Source organism: Parapedobacter defluvii (assembly GCF_014642075.1).
In the GTDB taxonomy this organism is placed as follows: Bacteria; Bacteroidota; Bacteroidia; order Sphingobacteriales; family Sphingobacteriaceae; genus Parapedobacter; species Parapedobacter defluvii.
The window spans coordinates 234712-258886 of record NZ_BMIK01000004.1; the positions used below are offsets into that span (position 1 = coordinate 234712).

The 24175-nt window shown below is 48.2% G+C and carries 20 protein-coding genes; 12 read left to right on the forward strand and 8 right to left on the reverse strand.

Going from position 1 to position 24175, the window contains the following annotated elements; genetic code table 11:
* Position 1 precedes the first annotated feature (1 nt).
* A complete protein-coding gene (locus IEX60_RS09140) occupies positions 2-547 on the forward strand; it encodes an NUDIX hydrolase (protein WP_188749766.1) in 546 nt (181 codons plus the stop codon).
* 206 nt (positions 548-753) lie between these two features.
* Positions 754-3093: an ABC transporter permease gene (locus IEX60_RS09145; RefSeq protein ID WP_188749768.1), complete on the forward strand. Its 2340-nt coding sequence runs from the start codon at positions 754-756 to the stop codon at positions 3091-3093.
* 84 nt (positions 3094-3177) lie between these two features.
* Here the strand turns inward: IEX60_RS09145 and IEX60_RS09150 are convergent, their stop codons facing one another.
* Positions 3178-4419, reverse strand: a complete 1242-nt coding sequence (locus IEX60_RS09150) for an MFS transporter (protein WP_308420741.1) — start codon at positions 4417-4419, stop codon at positions 3178-3180.
* 439 nt (positions 4420-4858) lie between these two features.
* Between IEX60_RS09150 and IEX60_RS09155 the strand changes: the two genes are divergently transcribed.
* On the forward strand, positions 4859-5524 hold the full coding sequence (locus IEX60_RS09155) for an ABC transporter ATP-binding protein (RefSeq protein WP_188749770.1): 666 nt from the start codon (positions 4859-4861) through the stop codon (positions 5522-5524).
* Between the two features lie 14 nt (positions 5525-5538).
* Here the strand turns inward: IEX60_RS09155 and IEX60_RS09160 are convergent, their stop codons facing one another.
* The gene (locus IEX60_RS09160) at positions 5539-7092 is read right to left on the reverse strand and encodes a S41 family peptidase (protein ID WP_188749772.1); all 1554 of its coding nucleotides are present in this window, start codon (positions 7090-7092) and stop codon (positions 5539-5541) included.
* Between the two features lie 166 nt (positions 7093-7258).
* On the opposite strand from IEX60_RS09160, the gene IEX60_RS09165 reads away from it, so the two are divergent.
* Positions 7259-7825: a hypothetical protein gene (locus tag IEX60_RS09165; protein WP_188749774.1), complete on the forward strand. Its 567-nt coding sequence runs from the start codon at positions 7259-7261 to the stop codon at positions 7823-7825.
* Between the two features lie 4 nt (positions 7826-7829).
* Here the strand turns inward: IEX60_RS09165 and idi are convergent, their stop codons facing one another.
* Positions 7830-8342 (reverse strand): isopentenyl-diphosphate Delta-isomerase, encoded by a 513-nt coding sequence (gene idi / locus IEX60_RS09170; RefSeq protein WP_188749776.1) that lies wholly within the window; start codon positions 8340-8342, stop codon positions 7830-7832.
* 42 nt (positions 8343-8384) lie between these two features.
* On the reverse strand, positions 8385-9698 hold the full coding sequence (locus IEX60_RS09175; RefSeq protein ID WP_188749778.1) for a nicotinamide mononucleotide adenylyltransferase: 1314 nt from the start codon (positions 9696-9698) through the stop codon (positions 8385-8387).
* A gap of 128 nt (positions 9699-9826) precedes the next feature.
* Between IEX60_RS09175 and kbl the strand changes: the two genes are divergently transcribed.
* Positions 9827-11014, forward strand: coding sequence for a glycine C-acetyltransferase (gene kbl, locus IEX60_RS09180; protein WP_188749780.1), 1188 nt, complete (start codon positions 9827-9829; stop codon positions 11012-11014).
* A 70-nt stretch (positions 11015-11084) separates the two neighbouring features.
* The gene (gene typA, locus IEX60_RS09185; protein ID WP_188749783.1) at positions 11085-12890 is read left to right on the forward strand and encodes a translational GTPase TypA; all 1806 of its coding nucleotides are present in this window, start codon (positions 11085-11087) and stop codon (positions 12888-12890) included.
* Here the strand turns inward: typA and IEX60_RS09190 are convergent.
* Both IEX60_RS09190 and IEX60_RS09195 read right to left on the reverse strand, forming a co-directional pair.
* Positions 12884-14350 (reverse strand): RagB/SusD family nutrient uptake outer membrane protein, encoded by a 1467-nt coding sequence (locus tag IEX60_RS09190; protein WP_188749785.1) that lies wholly within the window; start codon positions 14348-14350, stop codon positions 12884-12886. The genes typA and IEX60_RS09190 overlap by 7 nt on opposite strands.
* 36 nt (positions 14351-14386) lie before the next feature.
* Positions 14387-17569: a SusC/RagA family TonB-linked outer membrane protein gene (locus IEX60_RS09195; protein ID WP_188749787.1), complete on the reverse strand. Its 3183-nt coding sequence runs from the start codon at positions 17567-17569 to the stop codon at positions 14387-14389.
* A gap of 280 nt (positions 17570-17849) precedes the next feature.
* On the opposite strand from IEX60_RS09195, the gene rpmB reads away from it, so the two are divergent.
* From rpmB to bshC, 6 genes are all read left to right on the forward strand, one after another.
* Positions 17850-18083, forward strand: coding sequence for a 50S ribosomal protein L28 (gene rpmB / locus IEX60_RS09200; protein WP_188749789.1), 234 nt, complete (start codon positions 17850-17852; stop codon positions 18081-18083).
* A gap of 49 nt (positions 18084-18132) precedes the next feature.
* On the forward strand, positions 18133-18315 hold the full coding sequence (rpmG, locus tag IEX60_RS09205) for a 50S ribosomal protein L33 (protein ID WP_079718388.1): 183 nt from the start codon (positions 18133-18135) through the stop codon (positions 18313-18315).
* A 46-nt stretch (positions 18316-18361) separates the two neighbouring features.
* On the forward strand, positions 18362-18547 hold the full coding sequence (locus tag IEX60_RS09210) for a DUF4295 domain-containing protein (protein ID WP_188749791.1): 186 nt from the start codon (positions 18362-18364) through the stop codon (positions 18545-18547).
* Positions 18548-18633: 86 nt separating this feature from the next.
* On the forward strand, positions 18634-19596 hold the full coding sequence (gene ftsY / locus IEX60_RS09215) for a signal recognition particle-docking protein FtsY (protein WP_188749793.1): 963 nt from the start codon (positions 18634-18636) through the stop codon (positions 19594-19596).
* A gap of 13 nt (positions 19597-19609) precedes the next feature.
* Positions 19610-20944: a 30S ribosomal protein S12 methylthiotransferase RimO gene (rimO, locus tag IEX60_RS09220; protein WP_188749795.1), complete on the forward strand. Its 1335-nt coding sequence runs from the start codon at positions 19610-19612 to the stop codon at positions 20942-20944.
* 48 nt (positions 20945-20992) lie between these two features.
* Entirely contained in the window at positions 20993-22582 is a 1590-nt protein-coding gene (gene bshC / locus IEX60_RS09225; protein ID WP_188749797.1) for a bacillithiol biosynthesis cysteine-adding enzyme BshC, read from the forward strand.
* Here the strand turns inward: bshC and IEX60_RS09230 are convergent.
* Together IEX60_RS09230 and IEX60_RS09235 are read right to left on the reverse strand one after the other, a co-directional pair.
* A complete protein-coding gene (locus IEX60_RS09230) occupies positions 22576-23268 on the reverse strand; it encodes a protein-L-isoaspartate(D-aspartate) O-methyltransferase (protein ID WP_188749799.1) in 693 nt (230 codons plus the stop codon). The two genes, bshC and IEX60_RS09230, sit on opposite strands and share 7 nt — an antisense overlap.
* Positions 23265-23873 carry a DUF4833 domain-containing protein gene (locus tag IEX60_RS09235; protein WP_188749801.1) on the reverse strand — a complete coding sequence of 203 codons (609 nt, stop codon included), beginning with the start codon at positions 23871-23873 and terminating at the stop codon, positions 23265-23267. The genes IEX60_RS09230 and IEX60_RS09235 overlap by 4 nt, the downstream gene beginning before the upstream one ends.
* Positions 23874-24175 lie beyond the last annotated feature (302 nt).

Sequence of the window (24175 nt, forward strand, 5' to 3'; positions counted from 1 at the left end):
CATGCTGCATTGGGAAACGCTCTCGTCTGAATATTTAGTGCAGGCGCCCTGGGCAGTACTGCGCAAGGATGTATGCCGCATGCCAAATGGGCATGTGGTACCGGAGTACTATGTGTTGGAATATCCCGACTGGGTAAATATGGTGGCACTTACCGCCGACAACCAGTTTATTCTCGTCAAGCAATACCGTCATGGCGTGGCGCAGGATGTGCTCGAAATTCCGGGCGGAGTCATTGACCCCGGCGAAGACGCTCCTACCGCGGCTACCCGGGAGATGCTTGAGGAAACCGGCTACCAGTTTGATACGATTGAGGAACTGGCCACGTTATTTCCCAACCCTGCAACCGCAAACAACCGTACGTACACCTATCTGTTTACCGGTGGCGTGAAGGTACAGGAGCAGGATTTGGATGAGCAGGAAGATATTGAAGTTCTCTTGGTCTCACCCGAAGAATTGAAACAGTTGCTGATTGGAAATCAGTTCGGGCAGGCCTTACATACAGCCGCACTTTTTTATGCGTTGATGCACCTAGGTCTGCTTAAATAACCGTATCTCTTATTATGGACTGTCCGATATCGAACACTTGTTGTCCGGTATCGGACAGTTTTGTTTTTAGGATCTGCTGTGGAGCTTTGGAAGACAGCCTGTTAACGGGTTGGGAATGAATTTCGTATGAAAAAACGTGCGGAATTACGGAGGCATTTATGGAAAACCCGTTACGAACGGATCTATTTAATATAAAAACCATACGTATGAATAACCTGAAGATCGCTTGGCGCAATGCACTGCGGTCAAAACTGTTTGCGGCATTCAATATCCTTGGTCTTGCCTTGGGATTTGCGGGTTTCATCCTCGCTTACTTGTACATTAACCGGGAAACAAGCTATGATAAATGGAATCCAAATTATGAGAACATTTACCTCGTAGGGCTTTCTTATCAAGGAAACCATACCGACCTTACACCGGCGGCGCTGGCGACAGCTATCAAAGCGAAGCTGCCGGAAGTGGAGGAAGTGGGTAGGGTGTCATATTTCCCCTGGGAGATGCCTTTTATACACGACAACGGCGAAGCCATTGTGAAAGATTGGAAGATGGCAGATCTTTCCATTGCAACGATGTTCGGTGTCGCGGCACATGGCTTCAGCCTTACAGAGGAAGAGCACCCCGAAGCGAATCTGGTAACTTCCGCAATTGCAAATGCGTTGTTTCCGAAACTCCCTGAACGGGAGTTTGAGCCCCGGCAGATTGCACTTCAAAGTGAAGAGAGTGGTTCTTTTCCGTATATACATGGTGTCGCAAAAGAACGTGGATTATCCAACCTGGCTTATGAGGCCATCTTTTTTAAGGCTAACCTTGCCGGGGACAATCCAGGGGACCCGCTTCAATACCAGACCTACATTCAGGTAAAACCAGGGACGGATATCGCGCTGTTGGACAAGAAGATCAAAGAAATCTATAAGCGGGAGATTTCACAGCGGCATCATACCGTTACTTCGGCTTTCGCCAAGGGTGAAACGTACTTAGACCCGTTGCAAAACCTGCATTTGCGGCCGCAGCACGGTTCGAATACCGGTTATATAACTGTTTGGGCGTTAGGCATATTGTCGGGAGTCATTTTACTGTTGGCGGGCATCAATTTCGCCAATCTGATGGTCGCACAGGCGAATAAACGGGCAAAGGAAATCGGCCTCAAAAAAGTATTCGGAGTGAGCCGGGTTCGATTGATGTTGCAATTTATGGGGGAAGTGTTGTTTCAATGCTTGCTGGCGGCCGTTCTTGCATGGGGCATGGTGGTACTCTGCCGGAATGGGCTACAAAAATGGTTGGCTTATGATCTTGCCGCTTTTGCCATGGACGGTCAGATCGCTTGGCAGCTGCTGATAGCGGCGTCCCTTACCGCGTTGGTATCGGGCAGCTATCCCGCTATGCTTCTTTCCGGCTATCATCCGGTAACGATTTTGAAAGGCAGTTTCCAAACCAGCCACCGTACGGCTTGGTTCCGCCACGCGTTGTTGACATTTCAGTTTGTCATTGCGCTGGTATTCATTGCAGGGATGCTGATCCTCAATCGGCAGCTGAATTATATCCGGGATGGAGACAAGGGGTTTGAGCCGGCGCAAGTGGTATACATCAAAAATCAGATGCTGCTTAACAACCCGGCAGATTTCAAACCCTTTCGCGATCGGATGCAGGCTTATCCCGGTATTGAATATGCCACGGCAGCGACCAGCGCTCCGGGAAGCATCGGCCCCGCTGAGAAGGAATTTCAGTATGTGGATGAGGTGCGCAAAGCAGATCACCTAGCCGTGGACTTCGACTATATCGAAACGATGGGCATGGAAATGCTGCAGGGGCGGTCATTTACGGAGGCTTTTGCAGCCGATTCCACGAACGGGGCGATCGTCAATGAAACACTGGTAAAGGCTTTTGGGATGCAGAGCCCCATTGGGCAAACCATCCGCGGCTGTGACGCCGACTTCCAAATTGTCGGCGTGGTCAAGGACAGCAAAATGCAGGGTTTCGAAAAATTGGTACATCCAACTGTTTATTCGATTAACAATACCTGCGGGCAATTCAAAACGGAAATCCTGATCAAGATCAAGCCCGGCACGACGCGACAAACGCTGGCCGCATTGGAAAGAGACTGGAAATCCATTAACAGGTTGGACGGTGCGCATTTCCGCTATGAATTCGTCGATCAGAAATACGCTGCATTGCATGCTCAGCAAGAGCAATTGGAGTCCGCTTTTAGTACGTTCACGATCCTCTCCATCGCCATTGCGATGATGGGCCTGTTCAGTATGTCGGCTTACAGCATCAGTATCCGCAAAAAGGAGGTGAGTATCCGAAAGGTACTCGGGGCATCGGTTGGACAGCTGTTCGTGCAGCTCAACAGGCCGTTCTTACGGATTTTCCTGGTCGCAAACCTCATTGCACTTCCTTTGGCTTACCTGTTGGTAGATCGTTGGCTAGCGACTTTCGCTTACCGCATTACCGTATCCTGGTGGATGTTTGCCCTAGCGGGGCGTTATGGCATTGCTCATTGCCCTGCTTACCGTTGCCTATCAATCGCTGCGGGCAGCACGGGCTAATCCGGTCGATTGGTTAAGGGATGAATAGTGGAATGCCAGGACAGCCGAAAGCTGGCAACTAAAGGCTCCAGGCCCATACCTAAGTTAAAAAACAGGCTCCGCTTCGTCTTCGATTATCTCTACGGTGGCCCGATGCGTATGAAGCTCGGCCGAATGCGTTATGCGGTTTTGTCGGACTTGATGAAGAATGAAGGCTAATGCGAACAATGCACCAAAAGCCGCCATGGCCGCACCTACCCATTCCGGCGAAGAGTAGCCATATCCCATTGCAATGGGTAAGCCGCCCAAAAATGCCCCGAGTGCATTACCGATGTTGAAACTCGCCTGGCTCACCGAAGCGGCCAGCATTTCTGACCCTTTTGCGGTATTGATCATCAACATTTGTATAGGGGCCGACAGCGCGAATGCAATGCTGCCCAAAATAAAAGTCATTATAAGGGAGGGGATGGGGTAAACAGACACATATTGCTGGGTGACCAGTGCGGCTGCCATTGCACTGAGCAGTATAAGAGATGCTTTAGCCGGTGAAACGAGATCCGCCAAACGACCGCCCAGTAGATTGCCGATAAACATACCAACGCCCGCTAGCATCAGGATGTATGTCATAGACGACTCTGAGAAGCCGGCAACCTTGGTCATCAGGGGCGAGATGTAACTGTACCACGAAAAAAGCCCACCTGTGCCGATGGCAATCATCCCAATGATTAACCACGCTTCTTGCCGCCTGAAAAAACGCAACTGGGTCTTTACGCTGCCTGCCTGCTTTGCCGGCATATCAGGCATCCACAACTTCAAAGATAATAAGGTAAGGATACCTACAAGTACGACAATGGCAAATGAATACCGCCAGATGAAATGATGGCCAATATAAGTGCCGAGCGGTACACCAATGAGGTTAGCAATGGTCAGCCCCGCAAACATAATCGAAATAGCCTGGGCCTCCTTGCCTGGTTTGGCCAAGCGGCTGGCTACTACGGAACCCACGCCGAAGAAGGCACCATGGGGAAGACCTGCAAGCACCCGGGAAATAAGTAACGAATAGTAATCCGGAGCAAATGCAGTAAATGCATTGAATAGCGTAAAGAGTACCATCAGCCCGAGAAGGATGCGTTTGGGCGGATACTTACCTGCAATCACCACAAGCAGGGGAGCTCCAATTACCACACCCATCGCGTACGCTGCGATCAGGTGGCCTGCGGTGGGGATATCGATGCCTAAATCTTGTGCAATATCCTCCAGCAACCCCATCATCACAAATTCGGTAATGCCAATACCCAATCCTCCAAAAAGGAGTGATAATAAACTTCTCTTTATCGTTGTTTGCATATTTTTTCTGTCAAATTGCTTAGTGTAAAAAGTACACAAAGATAATACTTTTTCTATGGGTTGCACACGTACTCAACAAAATAGAGGTTAGCATATGATACAGCGTTGATATAACCCTCACTCAGCAAGAGGTGTGCGGAATCGGACAATTAGCTGTTCGGAAACGTACACCGTACAATATATATTATCAGGTTAGTTGCTGTTTATTAGTCCGTTACAGTAATGGAGGGATTTTGGCAGGTGAATAGGTCGATTACATTGCATATATAAAACGAACTTAATGGAGCAATCGTATGGACGCCAAAAAACTCAATAAAAGATCAATAATTTATCTAAGTTTGAGTCCGTCAGCTTTCCATACTGCGCTGCCGGTCGATTAACGTACAACATTAACAAATCTGATAGCTGATAACTTGAATTCGGTAACCAAAAGCAGAAAATGATCCAATTAAACAATATATTTAAATGGTACAATGTAGGTGGCAATCGCTCATTTGTACTTAAAGATATCAATCTCCATATCGCCGAGGGCGAGTTTGTTTCGATTATGGGTCCCTCGGGCTCGGGAAAATCCACATTGCTCCATATTCTTGGGCTTTTGGATGAGCCGGATGAAGGGGAGTATTTCTTTTTGGGCGAAAATGTGCTTGGACTGAAAGAAAAGCAGCGGTCGGCGCTATATAAACAATACATAGGTTTTGTATTCCAGGCGTATCACCTCATTGACGAGCTGACCGTATATGAAAATATCGAGACCCCGCTCATTTACAAAAATTTGAAAAGCAGCGAGCGGAAAGCAATTGTCGCAGACTTGATTGACCGGTTTGGCATCGTGGGAAAAAAGGATCTTTTTCCGACACAACTATCTGGAGGACAGCAGCAATTGGTAGGTATTGCGCGTGCCCTGGCCACTACACCCAAACTTTTATTGGCGGATGAACCTACGGGCAATCTGAACTCCAAGCAAGGAGAAGAAATCATGGACCTATTCAAACAACTCAATGAAGAAGACGGTGTAACGATTGTACAGGTAACACATTCCGAAAAAAATGCCGAATACGGTAACCGGATTATTGAGTTGTTGGATGGGCAGATTGTAAAATAGGGAAATTGCCTGTTTCAGTGATCCTGAAGCGCGATCAATGCCTCGGCTACGACTTTGTCTGAACGGTTACGAACTTTAAAAAAAGCTTCATTTCCAAAGTAGTAGCGGCCTAATAGTGCTTCAATATCGTTTCGTACCATCGGTTTTATTTGGTCAGCTTCTTTGGAGGTGTAGCTGACACCGGAGTTTTGCACATACTCCAAAAAATCGCGGTATTCACGGTCAGGCAGAAAGTATCCTTTCAGGTAGTTTTCCACAGAGTATGCAGGCAGCGACTTCGTCAACCGACCATACACGTAGTCTTCAATGAGGTTTGCCCGGCGTATATTCCGGTATAACGTGCTGACCTTGCCACTATCTGCAGATACCCAAACATCGGGCGCAATTCCACCACCGGCATATACCCGTTTGCCCGATAAGGTTTTGAACTCCACAGTATCGATAGGAGGACGGTGAATCCTAGGGTTCGTATAGGATTTTTGGATGCACCTTCCTAAGGGCGTATAATAACGTGCCACAGTAAGGTTGAGTGCCGAGCCATCGCCAAAGCCAAACTGCTCTTGTACCAATGCTTTTCCGTATGATGGCCTGCCGACGATAACGCCGCGTTCCAGGTCCTGGATTGCTCCTGCAACAATTTCGCTTGCGGATGCCGATTGCTCGTCAATCAATACGGCTAAACCTCCATGGCCGAAGATGCCATCGGCGCTTGAATAGTAATCGGTTCTGGGCTCATGGGCTCCTTCGGTATATACGATCAGCTGCTTATCGGTAAAAAATTGGCTGGCCAACGCGGTAGCGGCATTAAAATACCCGCCGCCGTTTTCCCGAAGATCCAGGATAAGTCGTTTTGCTCCCTGTTTTTTGAGATTTTGGAGTGCATTTTTGAAATCATCGTTCGTTTTGGCGCCAAAACGCCGGATTTTGATATATGCAGTAGCGCTGTCTAGTATATATGCCGCGTCAATACTGCTCACGTCTACTCGGTCACGCACTACTTTGAGCGGTAAGGGCAAGCTTTTACCATTGCGATTTATGGTGATTTCGATAGTTGTTCCCCGGCGGCCGCGGACCTTCTCTTCAATGGATTTTTCCGAGATGTGGATCCCCGCTATGGTATCTCCGTTGATTGCTATCAGTTTGTCTCCTACACGCATGCCCGCCCGTTGGGCAGGTCCGCCTGTCACCAGGCCTACGGTAATCAATGTATCGTTAAGGTTGTAATATTCAATACCAATACCTTCGAAACTCCCTTCAAGCGCTTCGTGTTGTTTTTGTGCTTGATTGGGTCTAAGGTATTCAGAGTGTGGGTCCAATTGTTCGACTAGCTCACCGATGGCAAGATCCTGCAGCTGGTCTATATTTACACTGTCCACATAGTTCTCTGCAATTAGATCGATCATACGCTGCACTTTACCGGTTTTATCGGTAATACCCAAAGGAAGTAAACTGCTTGCACCCGAATGGGTATTTTCGGCTGTATAATTCTGCCCAAGCAGGAGACCCAATGACAAAGCTACGCCATATGTCGCGGCAACAAATAAATTCCTTTTGGTTTCCTTGCGCATATCCCTGATAACACGCGCTAAATTAAATAGTTTCCCTCATTTTATGCCGTATGGATGCAAAATTTACAAAAAAATGGTTTCGCTGTAGGGTGTAAAAAAGCAAGTTGACCCTTTTTTTGTTGTCCTAAAATATTAGCACTTTTGTAAAAATAAAATATACAAGGCGATGCACGAGATTGAGCCCTATTACCGCTGGAGAGATGATTACATCGCTGCCGAAGATGAGTTATCCCCGTTCTATGGAACGGAGTACAATGAGTTTGAGTTTGATAAGCAAATATACAATTTCTTGCTTCATCCACAGTGGGATAACTTTGGTTCCAATACGTTGTACTTAAAGGTTTTATTTGCTGATTATCAGCGAGGATATGCCATTATCGAGCTGATTGGCGAGTGGAATGATGCCATATACAACGATATCATGCTGCTTAAGCGGGAGGTGATCGACTTGATGATCAGCGCAGGTATCAATAAATTCATCATGATGGGTGAAAACGTACTCAATTTTCATGCTTCGGACGATTGCTATTATGAGGAATGGTTTCAGGATATTGAAGATGGCTGGATAGCGGGCATTAATTTCCGCAAACACGTAATTGATGAATTTAAATCGAGCAATATTGATTATTTTATCAATTTTGGCGGTAAACTGGACGACCTCAGTTGGCGGAACCAAAAGCCCCTGCAGGTATATAAATCTGTAGAAGAACAGCTAACCAAACGCCTGCATTGAAAGGTCAGGCCCGCTCGAACACTTTGTCGTAGATTAATTTAAACCAGGCGGTGTACGCTTCGGGGTTTTCTCTGTTTTCCCGGTCAATCGTCGTACGGTCCGACCATCGGTAGGCCGCTACTTCTGCCGGATTGGGAATAGGCGGATGATTGCTATATCCGATGAATACATGATCCAGTTCATGTTCCACCAGTCCGTTGTCAAAGGGCGCACGGTAACGGAATGTAAAGGCAAACGTCAGGGGAACGTGCATGCCCATTTCCTCTTCCAACCGGCGATGGGCGGCAGCCGATGCGGTCTCACCGGGGGCCGGGTGGCTGCAACAGGTGTTGGTCCACAGCCCGGCACTGTGGTATTTATGGGCTGCCCGTTGTTGAAGCAATAAGCGGTGCTGGTTATCGAATATAAAAACACTGATGGCACGATGGAGTAATCCTTTCTGATGGGCCTCCAGTTTTTCCATGGTACCAATAACCTCATCACGTTCGTTAACCAATATGACATTTTCTTGTTGCATCGTATTATTTATTGCTCACTCGTCACTGACCCCCGTATTCCTTTAAACTGTCTTTACATGCCGTTCATCGTATCCTTCAATATCAATGATGTATCTATTTTTGACGAGAAACTCAAAAAGTGGCCGAGCCTCGTCCGATACAGGCATGTTGGCCGTTGTGATGATTTGATTATCCTGCCTATTAAGATAAGGGTAAGCATAGAGTTTTACATTTTTGCTGAACAACCCGCTTACGTAAGCAAGCAGTTCGTCGGTGTAATTACCCTTGTTGTATTGTTTGGAGTTAAAAGTGTTGCGCAGGTTGGAGATGTTTGTGGAGATCCCTACATTCCGTGGTTTAAACTGAGATAGGTACTCTGCGAGGTAATGGTTGCGCGTGAAGTTGGATACCAAAATGTGATTTCCTGTACTGCATAGGTATTCCGCGCGTTCGGCGAAATATTGGAGGTCATCGGGTGTAAACTGCGGTGTTTGATCAAGTACATTGCTCATCAACACTTCAATCATCACAACCAGGTTGTCATCGGATAGTTGAAGGTTACGCTTAAACTGCTCAACAGCGAGGTTAAACAGGTCGAAATGGGGATTGGATTTTTGCCGGTATTTGGTGCGTAAAATCATGATATCCTTTTTGTAAAGGAAGTCCTTGCTTTGGTATGCCGATCCCTGTGGATTGAATATGGCTGCTTTGGAAAAACCCTTTGCGATGAGGTAAAGGTTGATGAGCCGTTCATTTACGTCCTTAAAGGCCGGGCCGTCTACTTTCACCAAGTCAATCTGTACTGCACCAGGCGATAGGTTGTCGGCGAGCGATTCGATCATGGTCTGCACATCCCGGGTATAATAGTAAGCGGCAAAAACAAGATTGACACCCAATACGCCCAGAACTTTCTGTTGTAGTAAATTGTCGCTGTCCAATAACCGCACGTGAAAGATAATCTCGTTGGGTGCACCGCCCACTTGGTGCTGAAAACGGATCCCGATCCATCCGTGTGGTTCGTTTGTTTTGCTGAAGTTGAGTGCCGAAACGGTATTAGCAAAGGCAAACAGCCGTTTATTTTGATATTTTTCACCCGTGAGCCGCTCGGTAAGCAGCTCATATTCATGTTCGAGCATTTTGCGCAGCCTCGAACGGCTCACATACCTTCCCGAGTCTTCTGCACCGTAAATGGCGTCACTGAAGGTCATATCATAGGCTGACATGGTTTTGGCAATGGTTCCCGAAGCTGCTCCCGCATTGAAGAAATTGCGGGCTACTTCCTGTCCGGCACCGATTTCGGCAAATGTTCCGTAGATTTCCCCATTGAGGTTGATTTGTAGCGCTTTTCGCTTGGTTTCGTAGATTTCACGTGCCATGGCGCAAAGATAGGCTTTTTGGAGATATGAGATATGAGATATGGGATATGAGAACTGAGATACGATTTTAAATTTTTACTTTTGATTTAATTTTGTTGAGCTCGCTTTAACTTTTTAATTTTTGCCACATGTACAAAACTCTCCAACCCGCATTGAAGCAGGAACTGCAGGCCATTAAGGACGCAGGATTATATAAGACCGAACGCGTTATCGTAACCCCACAGGGTGCGGATATCAAAATCCAAAGCGGGGCAGAAGTGATAAACTTCTGCGCTAATAACTACCTGGGGCTTTCTTCCCATCCCAACGTCATCGAAGCAGCGAAAAAGACGATCGATACGCATGGGTATGGGCTGTCATCCGTACGTTTCATCTGCGGTACGCAGGATATCCATAAAGCACTGGAAGCTAAGATATCGGAATTTTTGGGCACGGAGGATACCATTCTGTATGCAGCGGCATTCGATGCCAATGGCGGGGTGTTTGAACCCTTGTTTGGTGCGGAAGATGCGATTATCTCCGATGAACTGAACCATGCCTCCATTATCGATGGAGTACGGCTCTGCAAGGCCCAGCGTTTCCGCTATAGAAACTGTGACATGGTGGATCTGGAAACACAGCTCAAAGCGACTCAAGGGGCACGCCATCGCATCATTGTCACAGATGGGGCCTTTTCGATGGACGGCAGTATTGCGCCGTTAGACAAAATCTGCGATCTGGCCGATCAATATGAAGCGCTGGTGATGATTGACGAATCCCATTGTACGGGATTTATCGGTAAGACGGGGCGCGGTACGCATGAGCTGCATGGAGTGATGGGCCGGGTGGATATCATTACCGGCACGTTAGGCAAGGCTTTGGGGGGTGCATCGGGGGGATTCACTTCTGGCCGCAGGGAAATTATTGAGATGCTGCGCCAGCGCTCGCGGCCGTATCTTTTTTCCAATACCTTGGCGCCAGCCATCGCAGGCGCATCCATTGCCGTGCTGGATATGCTGAGTGAAACCACCGAGCTGCGCGATAAGCTGGAACGTAATACCCGCTATTTCCGGGAGAAAATGACCGAAGCAGGGTTTGACATCAAACCGGGCATGCATCCCATTGTGCCGGTGATGCTGTATGATGCGCCACTTGCTCAGGAATTTGCTGCTAAAATGTTGGCGGAAGGCATTTATGTGATCGGCTTCTACTATCCGGTAGTACCACAGGGAAAAGCGCGTATCCGGGTGCAACTTTCGGCCGCACATGAGCAACATCATCTGGATAAAGCCATTGCAGCGTTTACAAAAGTGGGCAAGAATTTACGGGTTGTTTAAAAAATCTCCTGATTTTCATCAGAATTTCCCTACCTTTGCGCCCTCAAAATTTGATAAATAGTTTGCCGGGATGCAGAAAATCAGAAACATAGCAATTATTGCACACGTCGACCATGGCAAGACTACCCTGGTGGACAAGATCCTTCATTTTACCAACCTTTTCCGCGAAAATGAGCAGGCCGGTGAACTGATACTGGACAACAACGACCTCGAACGCGAACGGGGCATTACGATTGTCTCAAAAAATGTGTCGGTAAAATATAAAGATGTCAAAATCAATATCATCGATACACCGGGCCACGCCGACTTTGGCGGTGAAGTGGAGCGGGTACTGAAAATGGCAGACGGAGTGATCCTTCTTGTAGACGCCTTTGAAGGTCCCATGCCGCAAACCCGCTTTGTTACGCAGAAAGCCCTCGGTTTGGGTCTGAAACCCATCGTGGTAGTGAATAAAGTCGACAAGGAAAACTGCCGGCCCGATGAGGTCTACGAGGCAGTGTTCGACCTGTTTTTCAGCCTAGACGCGACGGAAGAGCAACTGGATTTTCCGGTATTATATGGCTCATCCAAGCAGGGCTGGATGTCTACTGATTGGAAGCAGCCCAAAGAAGATTTTACGGATCTGTTGGAAGCGATCCTGGAATATATCCCCGCGGCACCTTACAACGAAGGTACCCTACAAATGCAGGTAACTTCATTGGATTACTCTTCTTTCGTGGGGCGTATTGCTATCGGCCGTGTGGCCCGTGGTTCCATCAAGGAAAATCAACCGGTATCGTTGGTGAAGCGCGATGGGAAAATTGTGAAATCCCGTGTGAAAGAACTGCATACCTTTGAAGGTCTTGGCCGTGTAAAAGTACAGGAAGTCAAAGCGGGCGATATCTGCGCGGTGGTGGGCATTGAGGGTTTTGATATTGGCGATACGATTGCTGATTTTGAAAACCCGGAGCAACTGGCGGTCATCAAGATTGATGAACCGACGATGAATATGCTCTTCACCATTAACACGTCTCCGTTCTTTGGTAAAGAGGGCAAATTTGTCACCTCACGCCACCTTCAGGAGCGTCTGTATAAAGAGATGGAGAAAAACCTGGCCCTTAAAGTAATACCTACGGAATCTCCGGATTCATACCTGGTGTACGGCAGGGGTATCCTCCACTTGTCGGTACTGATTGAAACCATGCGCCGGGAAGGTTATGAATTGCAGGTAGGGCAGCCACAGGTTATCGTTAAAGAAATTGACGGGGTTAAATGTGAACCCATTGAAACCCTAGTGGTAGACGTACCTGCTGAAGTATCCGGAAAAGTGATTGAGCTGGTCACGCAGCGCAAAGGTGAGCTTTTGGTGATGGAAACCAAAGGCGACATGCAGCACCTTGAATTTGACATCCCTTCGCGGGGTATTATTGGCTTACGTAATAATGTACTAACCGCTACGGCAGGCGAAGCCGTGATGGCACATCGTTTTAAGGCATACGAACCTTGGAAAGGACCCATTCCCGGCCGCTTGGCGGGCGTATTGGTATCCATGGAAAAGGGTCAGACCACCGCATACTCCATTGACAAGCTACAGGACCGTGGTCGTTTCTTTGTAGATCCGGGCGTGGAAGTCTATGAGGGGCAGATTGTAGGTGAGCATATCCGTGACAACGATCTGGTAGTGAACCTGGTAAAAGGCAAGCAACTCACCAATATGCGTGCTTCGGGTAGTGACGATAACGTACGTATTGCACCGGCCATCAAGTTTTCACTTGAAGAATCCATGGAGTACATCCAAGCGGATGAATACATCGAAGTAACGCCCAAAAGCATCCGGCTCCGGAAAATCTTCCTGACGGAAAACGAGCGAAAGGTGAACGCGAAGAAATTTCAGTAGCCGGGATTTTGTTCCAATGCCGGATTGGTGCGTATTTCGCTATCCGGAATGGGCATCAGCAGGTACTTCGGATCAAAGGTAAGTGAACCGCCCCCCTCTTCCTCCCGGGCAAGGAAAGCATTCATGATGGCAGCTGCCCGCTCCGGTCCTTGCCGTACGATATCGAACCAGCGGAGCGCTTCGCAGGCAAACTCCAGACGCCGTTCGTTAAAGAGGGTATCGCGGAATGTATCCGGATCGGGTATTTCCGAGCTGGTTAAGCTATCCAGTCCCGCACGGCCGCGCACAGTGTTTAATAAAGTAAAGGCCTCACCATCGGGTGTATATCCCATTTCATTCAACACTTCTGCATACATAAGCTGTACGTCGGTGATGCGTACAATCGAAAGGTTTACGTCGTTGTCGAGGTTATTGGGCGGAACCGTACCGTGTGCATATTTGATAAAAAGCAACGTTAGGCTGTCAATCACGTTGTTGGCGCTCGTATATCCTTTTTGGATTGTGAAATCACGGCGCACATCGGAGGTATCGTATGCTTCGTACAGGTCGTTGGACACGGCCAGCCACGTGGAGCGCCCGCCTTGGGGGAACTGCTCAGAACGAAGATTTTCTGGCACAAGCGAGTAAACCAGCGGATTCCCTTGGCTGTTCAGTCCGGACGTATATTGGATTTGGAACACATGCTCCGATCCATTGTCGCGCGTATTCAGGAAACAGTCGGAAAATTGTTCGAATGGAGTAAATCCGTCGTAGGCGAGAATTTCTTCAAGTAGTGGACGTGCGGCGTCATAGTTTTTTGTGAATAGGTGCAGGCGGGCAAGAATGGCTTTCGCTGCATAGCGGGTTGCCCGGCCGAGATTGTCTCCACCCTGGCTTTCAGGTAGGGCTGCAGCGGCGGCTTCCAGGTCGGCAGTCGCAAAAGCAAAGGTTTCTGCTTGGGTGCTACGGGCGACTGTCGTGATCTCCTCGGCGTTCATCACACGATCGATGAGGGGCATCCCGCCGAAAATCCAGCCTAATTGGAAATAGCAGTATCCGCGGATAAATTGGGTTTCGCCCTTCATGATGGTTCTCGTTTCTTCGTTTGGAAATTCACCGGCATCGATCTGATCCAGGATGTTATTGGTGCGGTTAATCACGTTCCAATAAGCCGACCATACCCCTAGAATACGGTCGTCACCTGGTGTGAAACCAAAACGTGCGAGTGGATTGTTGGTGGTATTTTGCAAGGTGTTGACGTTGTCGCTCAGACTTTCCATCATCATCGGATAGTCGAAGCCCTGCACGGAGCGCAGGCCTCCGTAAGCACCGAACAATGCCTGCCGGAAGTCGTTGATGGTTTGATAGAAGTCTGCGGTATTATAGGATGATTCCGGGGTCAGCTCCAGATCTTTGTTGCAAGCGCTGAAACCTAAAGACACTGCAAGCGTCAGCAGACCGAGCAAATTGCGTATATTCATTATCTTGGAATTTTTCATGTTATTCTGCCTTGTACACTAAAAAGAAGCGTTTATTCCGAAAGTAAACCGTTTGGATAATGGGTATCCGCCATAATCGGTGCCGGGCCGCGTATTTTCACCTGCGTCGGAACCTCCGGCATTGTTCGCTTCGGGGTTGGCACCGGGATAATTGGTGAATGTATGGAGGTTGTCTGCCATAATAAACAACCGGATAGCTCGTACCTTCCACCGTTTCAGAAACGTTTTGGCAAAATTGTAACCCAGTGTAATGTTGCGGATCCGTACAAATGTCGCATCGTAGATCCAGGTATCGTTGTAGGGTGGGTTCACCCCGACTACACTTGGGGTGTTCCCGTCCCAGCTCATGTCAATCCCGTCGGGTATATTACCCGCGTATACAGCCGGTTTGTACGCATGTAACCAATCACGGTATTGATTGGTACCTTCACCCAGCCCGTTGTTGAAGCCGCGTCTACCTAAATAAAAGAGATCGCCCCCTTGTTGTCCCTGGATGTCGAAGCTGAAGTCGAACCCTTTATAGGTTGAGCGACTTGACAAGCCCCATAAGAAATGGGGCTGGGCGTTACCCACTATGGTATGGTCCTGTTCGTTTATCTGTCCGTCATTGTTTAGATCCACGATTTTCAGGTTCCCTTCCAGTTGTCCGTTAACAATGGGGACCAATGCGTTTCCGTCGGCGTCAAAATCTTCTGGTAGTAATACTCCATTTGTCTTATACATATAAAAGCTTCCTACGGGTTGTCCCACGATGGTTGCATAAGCGTTGAAATCATTCAGTGTGCTCAGCATGATGAGCTGGTCAATGCCGGGTGCAAGTGCGAGTACTTTGTTGTTGTTTTTGGAGAAGTTAAGAGACGTCTCCCAGGTGAAATTCTCCGTTTTTATATTTTGGGTGGTCAACTCCAGTTCAAACCCTTTGTTTTCCACTTCTCCTACATTGCGCCGGATGGTTGAAAAGCCACTCACCCGGGTCACGGGTACATTGAGCAGCAAGTCTGTCGTTTTATTAAAGTAAGCGTCGGCCGTCAACCGGATCCGATTATCCAGTAACCAGAAGTCTAACCCAATGTCTCTTGACACCGTGGTTTCCCAGCTGAGGTTTGGATTAGCAATGTTGCTAGGTACTAATCCATTGACTAACTTTCCGTTTAAGTTGTAGTCTTGAGAGCCGAGCAACGAAATGTGCTCATAGTTCCCGATCCGATCATTGCCGGCCTTACCGACCGATGCCCGTATTTTCAGCAACGACAGCCACTCGACATCCTGTAGGAAGGGTTCGCCGTTGATTTTCCATCCGGCAGAGAGGGCAGGAAACAGCCCCCACTTATTATTGGCACCAAAACGTGACGAACCATCGTATCGTGCGCTCACCGATAGTAAGTACTTATCGAGGAACTGGTATTGGGCGCGGCCGAAAAATGATGTGACCGCACTTTCACCAATGGTCGTGCTTGCCAATGTGGGATTGTTGGCATTATTCAGTGTAGGAAGCAGGTCGTTTGGATAGCCGTCGCCAGCAGCGGCTAAGATTTCCTGGCGGATGTTTTCGTAGCTCTGTCCCAGCAGAAGTTCCAGCGTATGGTCCTCGCCCAGATCCGGCCGATAGGTGACAGTATTCTGAATGCTGAACGAATAGTTGTCCGTGCTGGAGGCATAGCCCGTGGCTTGTGCTCCCCGATTTACATTGGCCGGTGTAAATTCGTTGTATGCCGCGTGGGCGGAAATATAACCGATCTGGGTACGCAGGGTCATTCTTTCAATGGGAAGATATTCGGCAAAGCTATTGATCTGCAGTTCACTTGCCTTCGCCCGTGCAGTCATCTCGCGTAGCCGGGCAAGGGGATTAACATACGTCTGCGCAGGCGAATAACCCGTGGCTTCGGTATTTTGATCGATGTCCACCACCGGAGGCATGGCCAGAGCGTAGTGGGCGTTGCTCTCTTTTCCATCGGTTTCCGGATCATCCATCCGATTGAAAGAGGCAGCTACGTTTGCACCTACTTTTATTTTTTCACCGATGTTGAAATGGGTATTGGCGCGCAGGTTATACCGTTCAAAGCCCGTATATTGCATGACGCCGTCTTGATTCAGGTAAGAGCCCGACAGCAGAAACGTGCCTACGTCACCTCCGCCGGATACGGTCAGCGCATAGTTTTGCATAGGTGCACGTTGATAGACGATATCCTGCCAGTTGTTGTTGGGCAAAGAGACTGGATTCAGGTAACTTTCCGGGTACTGGTATTCCGCCGGACGGCTCGAAATCGGCAGCGATAAGTCGCCTCCGGTCTGCTGAAAGCGCGAATCGCGCAAATAGCGGATATAGGCAATATATTCACGGGTGTCCATCATGGGCAGGAAACGGTCTACCTCCTGAAAGCCTGCGTAACTGCTGAAATCCACTTGGGTGGCACCCGATGCACCCGACTTGGTGGTGATGACAACGACTCCATTGCCTCCGCGTGCACCGTATATCGCCGATGCTGATGCGTCTTTCAGCACTTCGATCGAGGCAATATCCCGGGGATTTACATTTCGCATGTGATCTTGGGGAATACCGTCAATGACGTATAGTGGGTTGCTGGATGCAGTGATGGAATTCAGCCCCCGTATTTTAATATTGGCCGCTTTACCCGGTCCACCGGTGCTCTGGCTTACCCGAACACCGGCAATTTTACCGGCAATGCCATCTTCTGTATTTGTGATAGCATTGTTTTGGAAGGCACTGCCCTCCAGCGAACTGACAGCGCCTGTCAGGTTTTGCCGTTGCACGGTGCCATACCCGATGACTACCACCTCTTCCAGCGTTTGGGCTGCCGAAGGCACGAGTACCACGGTTTGGCCATTGGCTAGGCTCATGGGCATTTCAAACGGTTCAAAACCCAGCATCGAAAAAGTGAGCATCGCTGCGGAGTCCGTGGAAGCCCGGATTTCAAATGCACCTTGGTCGTCAGACTGCGTTTGCGTCTCTGATCCTTTAATGCCAATGGTTACGCCCGCGAGGGGCTTTCCTTTATCGTCCGTCACCTTTCCTTTTACCGTCTGTACTGAATCGGGCTGCGCAGTATTCCCGGGCTGGAGGGTCGTTGTAAGGGTATCCTGTTGTATCGTGTCTTGTTTAAGGGTATCCTGTTGGGAATAACCTTTTAGCCATGCGCAGGATGCCCAGCAAACCCAGCAGATTACGATTGATATAGGCACCCTTTTACTTCTGCGTTTTACCATGATTGCTTAAAAATTAGCATAATAAACGTTACTAGCTAGCCGGTAGCCTAGTATGCGTCTGTTTATCAAGGTATGCTGGATAAACTATATACAGTGCTGTGCAAGGTTTTGTTTTGGAAAAGTGATGACACCCTGTTAACGATCATTCCATGGGGTTAACCTTAAAATAAAAAAAAATTGTTTAATAAAAAACAAATGCTGATATTTGCAAGCTCTTTGCGAAAAAGGCATTTAAAAAGATAAACAGCATACGATCATGTCAAGAGTTTGTGATTTAACAGGAAAAGGGGCGATGAACGGATACAACGTTTCTAATTCGAACAAGAGGACGAAACGTAAGTTTTACCCCAACCTGCAGACCAAGCGATTTTTCATTCCCGAGGAAAACCGTTGGATTACCCTGAAAGTGTCCACCTCAGCGATAAAGACCATCAATAAGAACGGCATTACTGCCGTGATCAATAAATTTATCAAAAAGGGATACGTTTAATTAAGGCAATTTCCACCCGGTTTAGGGCGGATGATAATAGAATAGGACAATGGCAAAAAAAGGAAATAGGGTACAGGTAATTCTAGAATGTACCGAGCACAAAGAGAGCGGGCTTCCAGGGATGTCGCGTTACATTACCACTAAAAACAAGAAAAACACTACCGAGCGGTTGGAATTGAAGAAATTCAATCCTGTATTGAGGCGGGTGACCGTTCATAAAGAAATTAAGTAAATCCGCAGTTGCTTTCCACAGCAATTTGCACAACACGTAATAAGACATGGCAAAGAAAGCAGTAGCATCACTCAAAACGGGTAAAGGTAAAGACTACACGAAGGTTATTACTGCCGTTAAGTCTCCGAAGACCGGTGCATATACCTTCAAAGAATTGATTGCACACAACGACCACGTAAAAGAAGCCATTGAGGTGGCCCGTGAAGCCGTTATTGAATCGGCTGCACAGTAATTTTCGTGCATAGGATATATAAAAAGCCGTTTCGGAAGCCTGCCGGAAGGGCTTTTTTGTTATAATCTTTTTTAACGGAGTGGCTAATGGGACTATTTGATTTTTTCAAAAAAAAGCAGGAAACACCGGAAGCACAAGAAGCATTAGACCGGGGTCTTGAGAAAACCAAGGAAGGGTTTTTCTCCAAAATAACCAAGGCCGTAGTAGGAAAATCCACCGTTGATGATGAAGTGCTGGATGATTTGGAAGAGGTATTGGTTACTTCTGATGTCGGTGTGACCACCACGCTTAAAATCATCGAGCGTATCCAGACGCGTGTGGCACGCGATAAGTACGTAAACACCTCTGAACTCAACAACATTCTGCGTGAGGAAATACAGGCGTTACTCGCGGAAAACAACAGTTCGGACTTCGAGCATTTCGAATACGGCGATCACAAACCCTATGTGATCATGGTTGTAGGGGTTAACGGCGTAGGCAAAACCACCACCATTGGTAAATTAGCCCATCAGCTTAGGGAAGCCGGAAACCGTGTGGTATTGGGTGCGGCCGATACGTTCAGGGCAGCGGCCGTAGACCAGATCAAGCTGTGGGGTGAACGTGTAGGTGTGCGTGTCGTTGCGCAGGCAATGGGATCGGATCCCGCATCGGTAGCTTTTGATACGGTCAAATCTGCGGTGGCCAGCGGCGACGATGTGGCAATCATTGATACGGCTGGGCGACTGCATAACAAGGTGGCCTTGATGAACGAGCTTACCAAAATTAAACAGGTGATGCAGAAGGTGGTGCCGGGAGCGCCGCATGAAATATTGTTAGTGCTTGACGCCTCGACTGGACAGAATGCCATTGAACAATGCAAGCAGTTTACCCAGGCTACCGATGTGAACGCGCTGGCGCTTACCAAACTTGACGGTACAGCGAAAGGAGGTGTGGTTATCGGTATCTCTGATCAATTTAAAATCCCCGTGAAATACATCGGTGTGGGTGAAAAGGTAGGAGACCTCCAGTTGTTCAATAAAAAGGAGTTTGTCGATTCGCTGTTTAAGTGATCGTACCATTACCATGAGAACGAAACAGATAAAACGTCCTGCTGCAGCACAGAAACCACGTGTGAATGTGGTCACATTGGGCTGCTCCAAGAATATCCACGACAGCGAAGTGCTGATGGGGCAATTGCGTGGTAATGACATGCCGGTGGTGCATGAAGCATCGAATATACAGGCGGATGATATCGTCGTGATCAATACGTGCGGCTTTATCGATAACGCCAAGCAGGAGTCCATCGATACCATTTTGCAATACAGTGCGCTTAAAGCGGAAGGAAAGGTTGGAAAAGTGATTGTGACCGGCTGTCTTTCCGAGCGATATAAGCCAGAGCTGCAGACAGAGATTCCCAATGTCGACGCATACTTCGGAACCAATGACCTGCAGGCGCTATTGGGCACCCTGGGTGCTGATTACAAACGCGAATTGGTCGGCGAACGGATGCTTACCACCCCTTCGCATTTTGCCTATTTCAAGATTGCAGAGGGTTGCAACCGACCCTGTTCGTTTTGTGCTATCCCGCTCATGCGGGGCAAGCATGTATCCAAGTCGATGGAAAGCTTGGTGAACGAAGCACAATACCTTGCAAAAAACGGTACCAAGGAACTTATACTGATTGCACAGGATCTCACCTACTACGGTTTGGACCTTTACGGCAAACGTAATCTTGCAGATTTGCTCAGACGGCTCTCGGATGTGGAGGGAATTGAATGGATCCGGTTGCAATATGCGTACCCATCGGGATTCCCGACGGACGTCCTTGACGTTATGAAGGAGCGTGCCAACATCTGTAATTACCTGGATATGCCGTTGCAGCACATCAGCGATAACATGCTGCGGTCGATGCGCCGGGGCATTACCAAGCAGAAGACCCTGGACCTAATCCATTCCATCCGTGATCGTGTGCCGGACATTGCCTTGCGGACAACACTCATTTGCGGGTACCCGGGAGAAACTGAACAGGATTTTGAAGAGCTTAAGCAATGGGTTGCAGCTACCCGCTTTGACCGTTTGGGATGTTTTACCTATTCGCACGAAGAGAAGACCCATGCATATAGCTTGATTGACGATATTCCCGAAACGGAAAAAGCCGCCCGTGTAGAACAGATTATGGAAATCCAGCAGGGTATTTCTTATGACATTAACCAAACCCGGGTTGGCAACACCTACAAAGTACTGGTGGATAAAATAGAGGGAGAATATTTTGTAGGGCGTACGGAATACGATTCACCGGAAGTGGACAATGAGGTGCTTATTCCTGTTGCAGACCAGTATCTTACACCTGGCCGGTTTGTGCAGGTGCATGTGGACCGGGCCGAAGACTTCGACCTGTATGGAACGATTGTCAAATAATCGTTATCAGTCGCTGCTTTTGGTGGTAACCCCTATCTTTGCTGGGCAATGAAGGCAACCTACATAGACTATAAGGATACCAACAGCTTTTCAAAGACACTGCTGGCTTATTTGAATAACGATCCGGCTCTTGAACCCTTTGCAGGTAACCGGCCGGATATGGAAGGTTTTGCCCGGCAGATAACGGCTAAGGTTGGTAAAACAGAAAGAGAGGGGCTGGTACAGCGTCTTAAACACCAATATGGAACGCTGCTGCCGGAACAACAAGTGGTGGCTGCTAATGTGGAAGCATTGGCCGACGAGCGGACTTTTACGGTTACCACGGGGCATCAACTGAATATCTTCACGGGACCTTTGTATTTCATTTTTAAAATCGCGACCACTATTCGGCTGGCGTGCGATTTGAAGAAAGCTTTTCCGGAATATACCTTTGTGCCCGTCTATTGGATGGCTACCGAAGACCATGATTTTGCGGAGATTAACCATACCCGGCTCCATGGAAGGAAGATCGTGTGGGAAGCTAGTACCCAGGGAGCTACCGGGCGGATAAAAACGGAAGGCATTGCCGAAACGGTACGCCGGTACCAGAATTTTCTTGGTCTCTCGGAAAATTCTTCCCGGTTATCCGGCATGATCGAGGAAGCGTACCTGAAACATGATAACCTTGCTGCCGCTACACGCTATCTTGTCCATCAGCTGTTTGGCTCGTATGGACTGGTCATTATGGATGCGGACGACCGCTGGCTTAAGCAACGCTTTGCACCGGTAATCGAACAGGACATCCTGGGCGAACATAGCCACAGTGCGATCGAAAAGACCTCTAATGCGTTGAAGGATGCGGGGTTCTCCACTCAGGTACATGCCCGCGAAATCAATTTTTTTTACTTGACCGATGCGTTCCGGGAACGCATTGTGCGGCTTGACGACGGCCGGTATGAAGTGCTCCGTCAGGGAATTTATTTCACTGAGGAGGAATTGCGCGCTGAGATAAGCAATCATCCGGATCGGTTTAGTCCGAATGTGGTCATGCGACCGCTGTATCAGGAATTGATCTTGCCTAATCTTGCCTACATCGGCGGGGGAGCTGAGATTGTCTACTGGTTGCAATTGAAAGCCTGCTTCGAGCACTATGGCGTGGATTTTCCCATTTTGGTGCCACGCAACTCTGCCATGATAACCGACGATAACATGGCGGTGAAAGTGCTCCGGCTTGACCTGACCTTCCGGAGTATTTTCAAGCCAACGGATGAGTTGAAGAAGGAATATGTGCGCCGGCATACAAAACATCGGCTGAACCTGCACGATGAATGGATGGAACTCAATGCCATTTTCGGTAAACTGCGGTTGCGCGCCCACAAGATTGATCCGACATTGGGGCCAAGTACAGACGCGGTAAAGGCTAGACTCAAAAAAGCGATTAACAACCTGGAGAAAAAACTGCTGAAAGCGGATAAACGGAATCATGAAGATGCGCTGATTCAAATAGACCGCATCAAAGAAAAACTTTTCCCCGGCGGAGGATTACAGGAGCGATCTGAAAACTTTGGACTACTGTATGTAAAATATGGAGATCGGTTGATCAGCGAACTGATCGGGCACTTTGAACCTTTGGCGTTTAAATTTACAATTATTTACTGACTCCGGGTGAAGGGGACGAACCGCACAGGCGTGAGTTTGGTTTCAACGACTTTTCCATTCTGTTTTTCCATCAGAATCAATGTCTGTACCGCTGCAGGTGGCCCTACGGGTATGACCATCTTTCCGCCGTCTTTCAGTTGCTTGATCAGCGGCGGAGGGATTTCATCGGGTGCAGCGGTAACGACGATGGCGTCAAACGGCGCTTTGGTTTCCAGTCCTTTGTAGCCATCTCCGATGATGACGGTTACGTTGGCATACCCCAGGCTGTCCAATAATTTTTCAGCCTGTTGACCCAGTTCCTTCACGATTTCGATGGTATATACCTCGTTGACCATCTCAGCTAGCACGGCTGCTTGGTAACCGGACCCTGTACCGATTTCAAGGACACGGTGATTCGGCTTTAGGTCGAGCAATTGAGTCATGTAGGCCACGATATAGGGCTGTGAGATGGTCTGTCCGTGACCGATGGACAGTGGCGAATCGGCATATGCCTGCGCCCGATACTGTGGCGGCACGAACAGGTGCCGTTGCACCTTTCGCATCGCATCGAGCGTGGCATCATGGTTGATGCCACGGGCTTCGAGCTGCTGGCGGACCATGTCGTTGCGTAGACTTTGTTCATCCTGGACCAGGAACTGATGGGTCTCCACGGCAATGATCAATCCGATGAGGACAAGCAGTTTCATGGCTTGATCCGTTCCGCCACACGTGCGAGGGTCGCCGCATCCCGGCCACTCAACTCGAAATAAGCAATGTCAGGATTGAGCTGACTTCCGCCGTCAATGCGTACGAAAATCCGGTCAAGAATAGCCTCCCGGTTGTTGATGGATGTGTATACCACGTATTTTTTGCTCTTATCGCAATAGGAAAGCCGTAAGGGGTGACTTTTGTAAGCGGCCAGGCGCAATTCATAGCTCCCATTGTCGAGTTGCTTATGGCTGATGCCATAGGCCATAGTCCGCTGTATAAAATTTAAGTCCTTACGTATCCCTCCTTCCGCATAGCGTATCCAATATACGTTTATGGGTTCATCGGAGTCTACCACACTGTCTTTCATGTTAAGTTGATAGATCACCGTGTTTTCGTCCGGATCGCGTTGCAGGTAAAATAATTGTTTATTTTCGTTTGGTACGGGTAATTGATCTACGGCTACTTTTTTGTCGAATTTACTTTCCTGCGCAATCAAGCCCAATGCGGAAAAAAGAAGAATGATACTGATGTTACCTTTCAGCCGGGTATATTCCCATAGATTATTCCGCGTTGGTGGCAGAACCATTGAATAGGATCGCATAAGACACCTCCTTTTTCCAAAGATAACGAATTTTCTGGATCAAATTTTAAAAACTTATACAGGGGTTTATCGGTAGTAGATAAAATGAAAGGCTTCCAAACGGGGAGAATGAAAGCCTTTACTAACCAATTATAAACCTAAATTATGATGGTGCAAAGATAGTGTATTTTGTACACTCCCACAAGAAAAAAAATAAAATATTTTTTGGGCGGGAATCGTTTTTGCAAATCCCGCATTTGTTCTAGAAATTCGGTGCATGGTACATTCTTGGTTCAAGGTAATTCAATGGGGCGCAAAAATCC

Bases quoted from the DNA above. Each gene is read 5' to 3' on its own strand.
- IEX60_RS09140 (WP_188749766.1), top strand. From the start codon at position 2: ATGCTGCATTGGGAAACGCTCTCGTCTGAATATTTAGTGCAGGCGCCC.
- IEX60_RS09145 (WP_188749768.1), top strand. From the start codon at position 754: ATGAATAACCTGAAGATCGCTTGGCGCAATGCACTGCGGTCAAAACTG.
- IEX60_RS09150 (WP_308420741.1), bottom strand. From the start codon at position 4,419: ATGCAAACAACGATAAAGAGAAGTTTATTATCACTCCTTTTTGGAGGA.
- IEX60_RS09155 (WP_188749770.1), top strand. From the start codon at position 4,859: ATGATCCAATTAAACAATATATTTAAATGGTACAATGTAGGTGGCAAT.
- IEX60_RS09160 (WP_188749772.1), bottom strand. From the start codon at position 7,092: ATGCGCAAGGAAACCAAAAGGAATTTATTTGTTGCCGCGACATATGGC.
- IEX60_RS09165 (WP_188749774.1), top strand. From the start codon at position 7,259: ATGCACGAGATTGAGCCCTATTACCGCTGGAGAGATGATTACATCGCT.
- idi (WP_188749776.1), bottom strand. From the start codon at position 8,342: ATGCAACAAGAAAATGTCATATTGGTTAACGAACGTGATGAGGTTATT.
- IEX60_RS09175 (WP_188749778.1), bottom strand. From the start codon at position 9,698: ATGGCACGTGAAATCTACGAAACCAAGCGAAAAGCGCTACAAATCAAC.
- kbl (WP_188749780.1), top strand. From the start codon at position 9,827: ATGTACAAAACTCTCCAACCCGCATTGAAGCAGGAACTGCAGGCCATT.
- typA (WP_188749783.1), top strand. From the start codon at position 11,085: ATGCAGAAAATCAGAAACATAGCAATTATTGCACACGTCGACCATGGC.
- IEX60_RS09190 (WP_188749785.1), bottom strand. From the start codon at position 14,350: ATGAATATACGCAATTTGCTCGGTCTGCTGACGCTTGCAGTGTCTTTA.
- rpmB (WP_188749789.1), top strand. From the start codon at position 17,850: ATGTCAAGAGTTTGTGATTTAACAGGAAAAGGGGCGATGAACGGATAC.
- rpmG (WP_079718388.1), top strand. From the start codon at position 18,133: ATGGCAAAAAAAGGAAATAGGGTACAGGTAATTCTAGAATGTACCGAG.
- IEX60_RS09210 (WP_188749791.1), top strand. From the start codon at position 18,362: ATGGCAAAGAAAGCAGTAGCATCACTCAAAACGGGTAAAGGTAAAGAC.
- ftsY (WP_188749793.1), top strand. From the start codon at position 18,634: ATGGGACTATTTGATTTTTTCAAAAAAAAGCAGGAAACACCGGAAGCA.
- rimO (WP_188749795.1), top strand. From the start codon at position 19,610: ATGAGAACGAAACAGATAAAACGTCCTGCTGCAGCACAGAAACCACGT.
- bshC (WP_188749797.1), top strand. From the start codon at position 20,993: ATGAAGGCAACCTACATAGACTATAAGGATACCAACAGCTTTTCAAAG.
- IEX60_RS09230 (WP_188749799.1), bottom strand. From the start codon at position 23,268: ATGAAACTGCTTGTCCTCATCGGATTGATCATTGCCGTGGAGACCCAT.
- IEX60_RS09235 (WP_188749801.1), bottom strand. From the start codon at position 23,873: ATGCGATCCTATTCAATGGTTCTGCCACCAACGCGGAATAATCTATGG.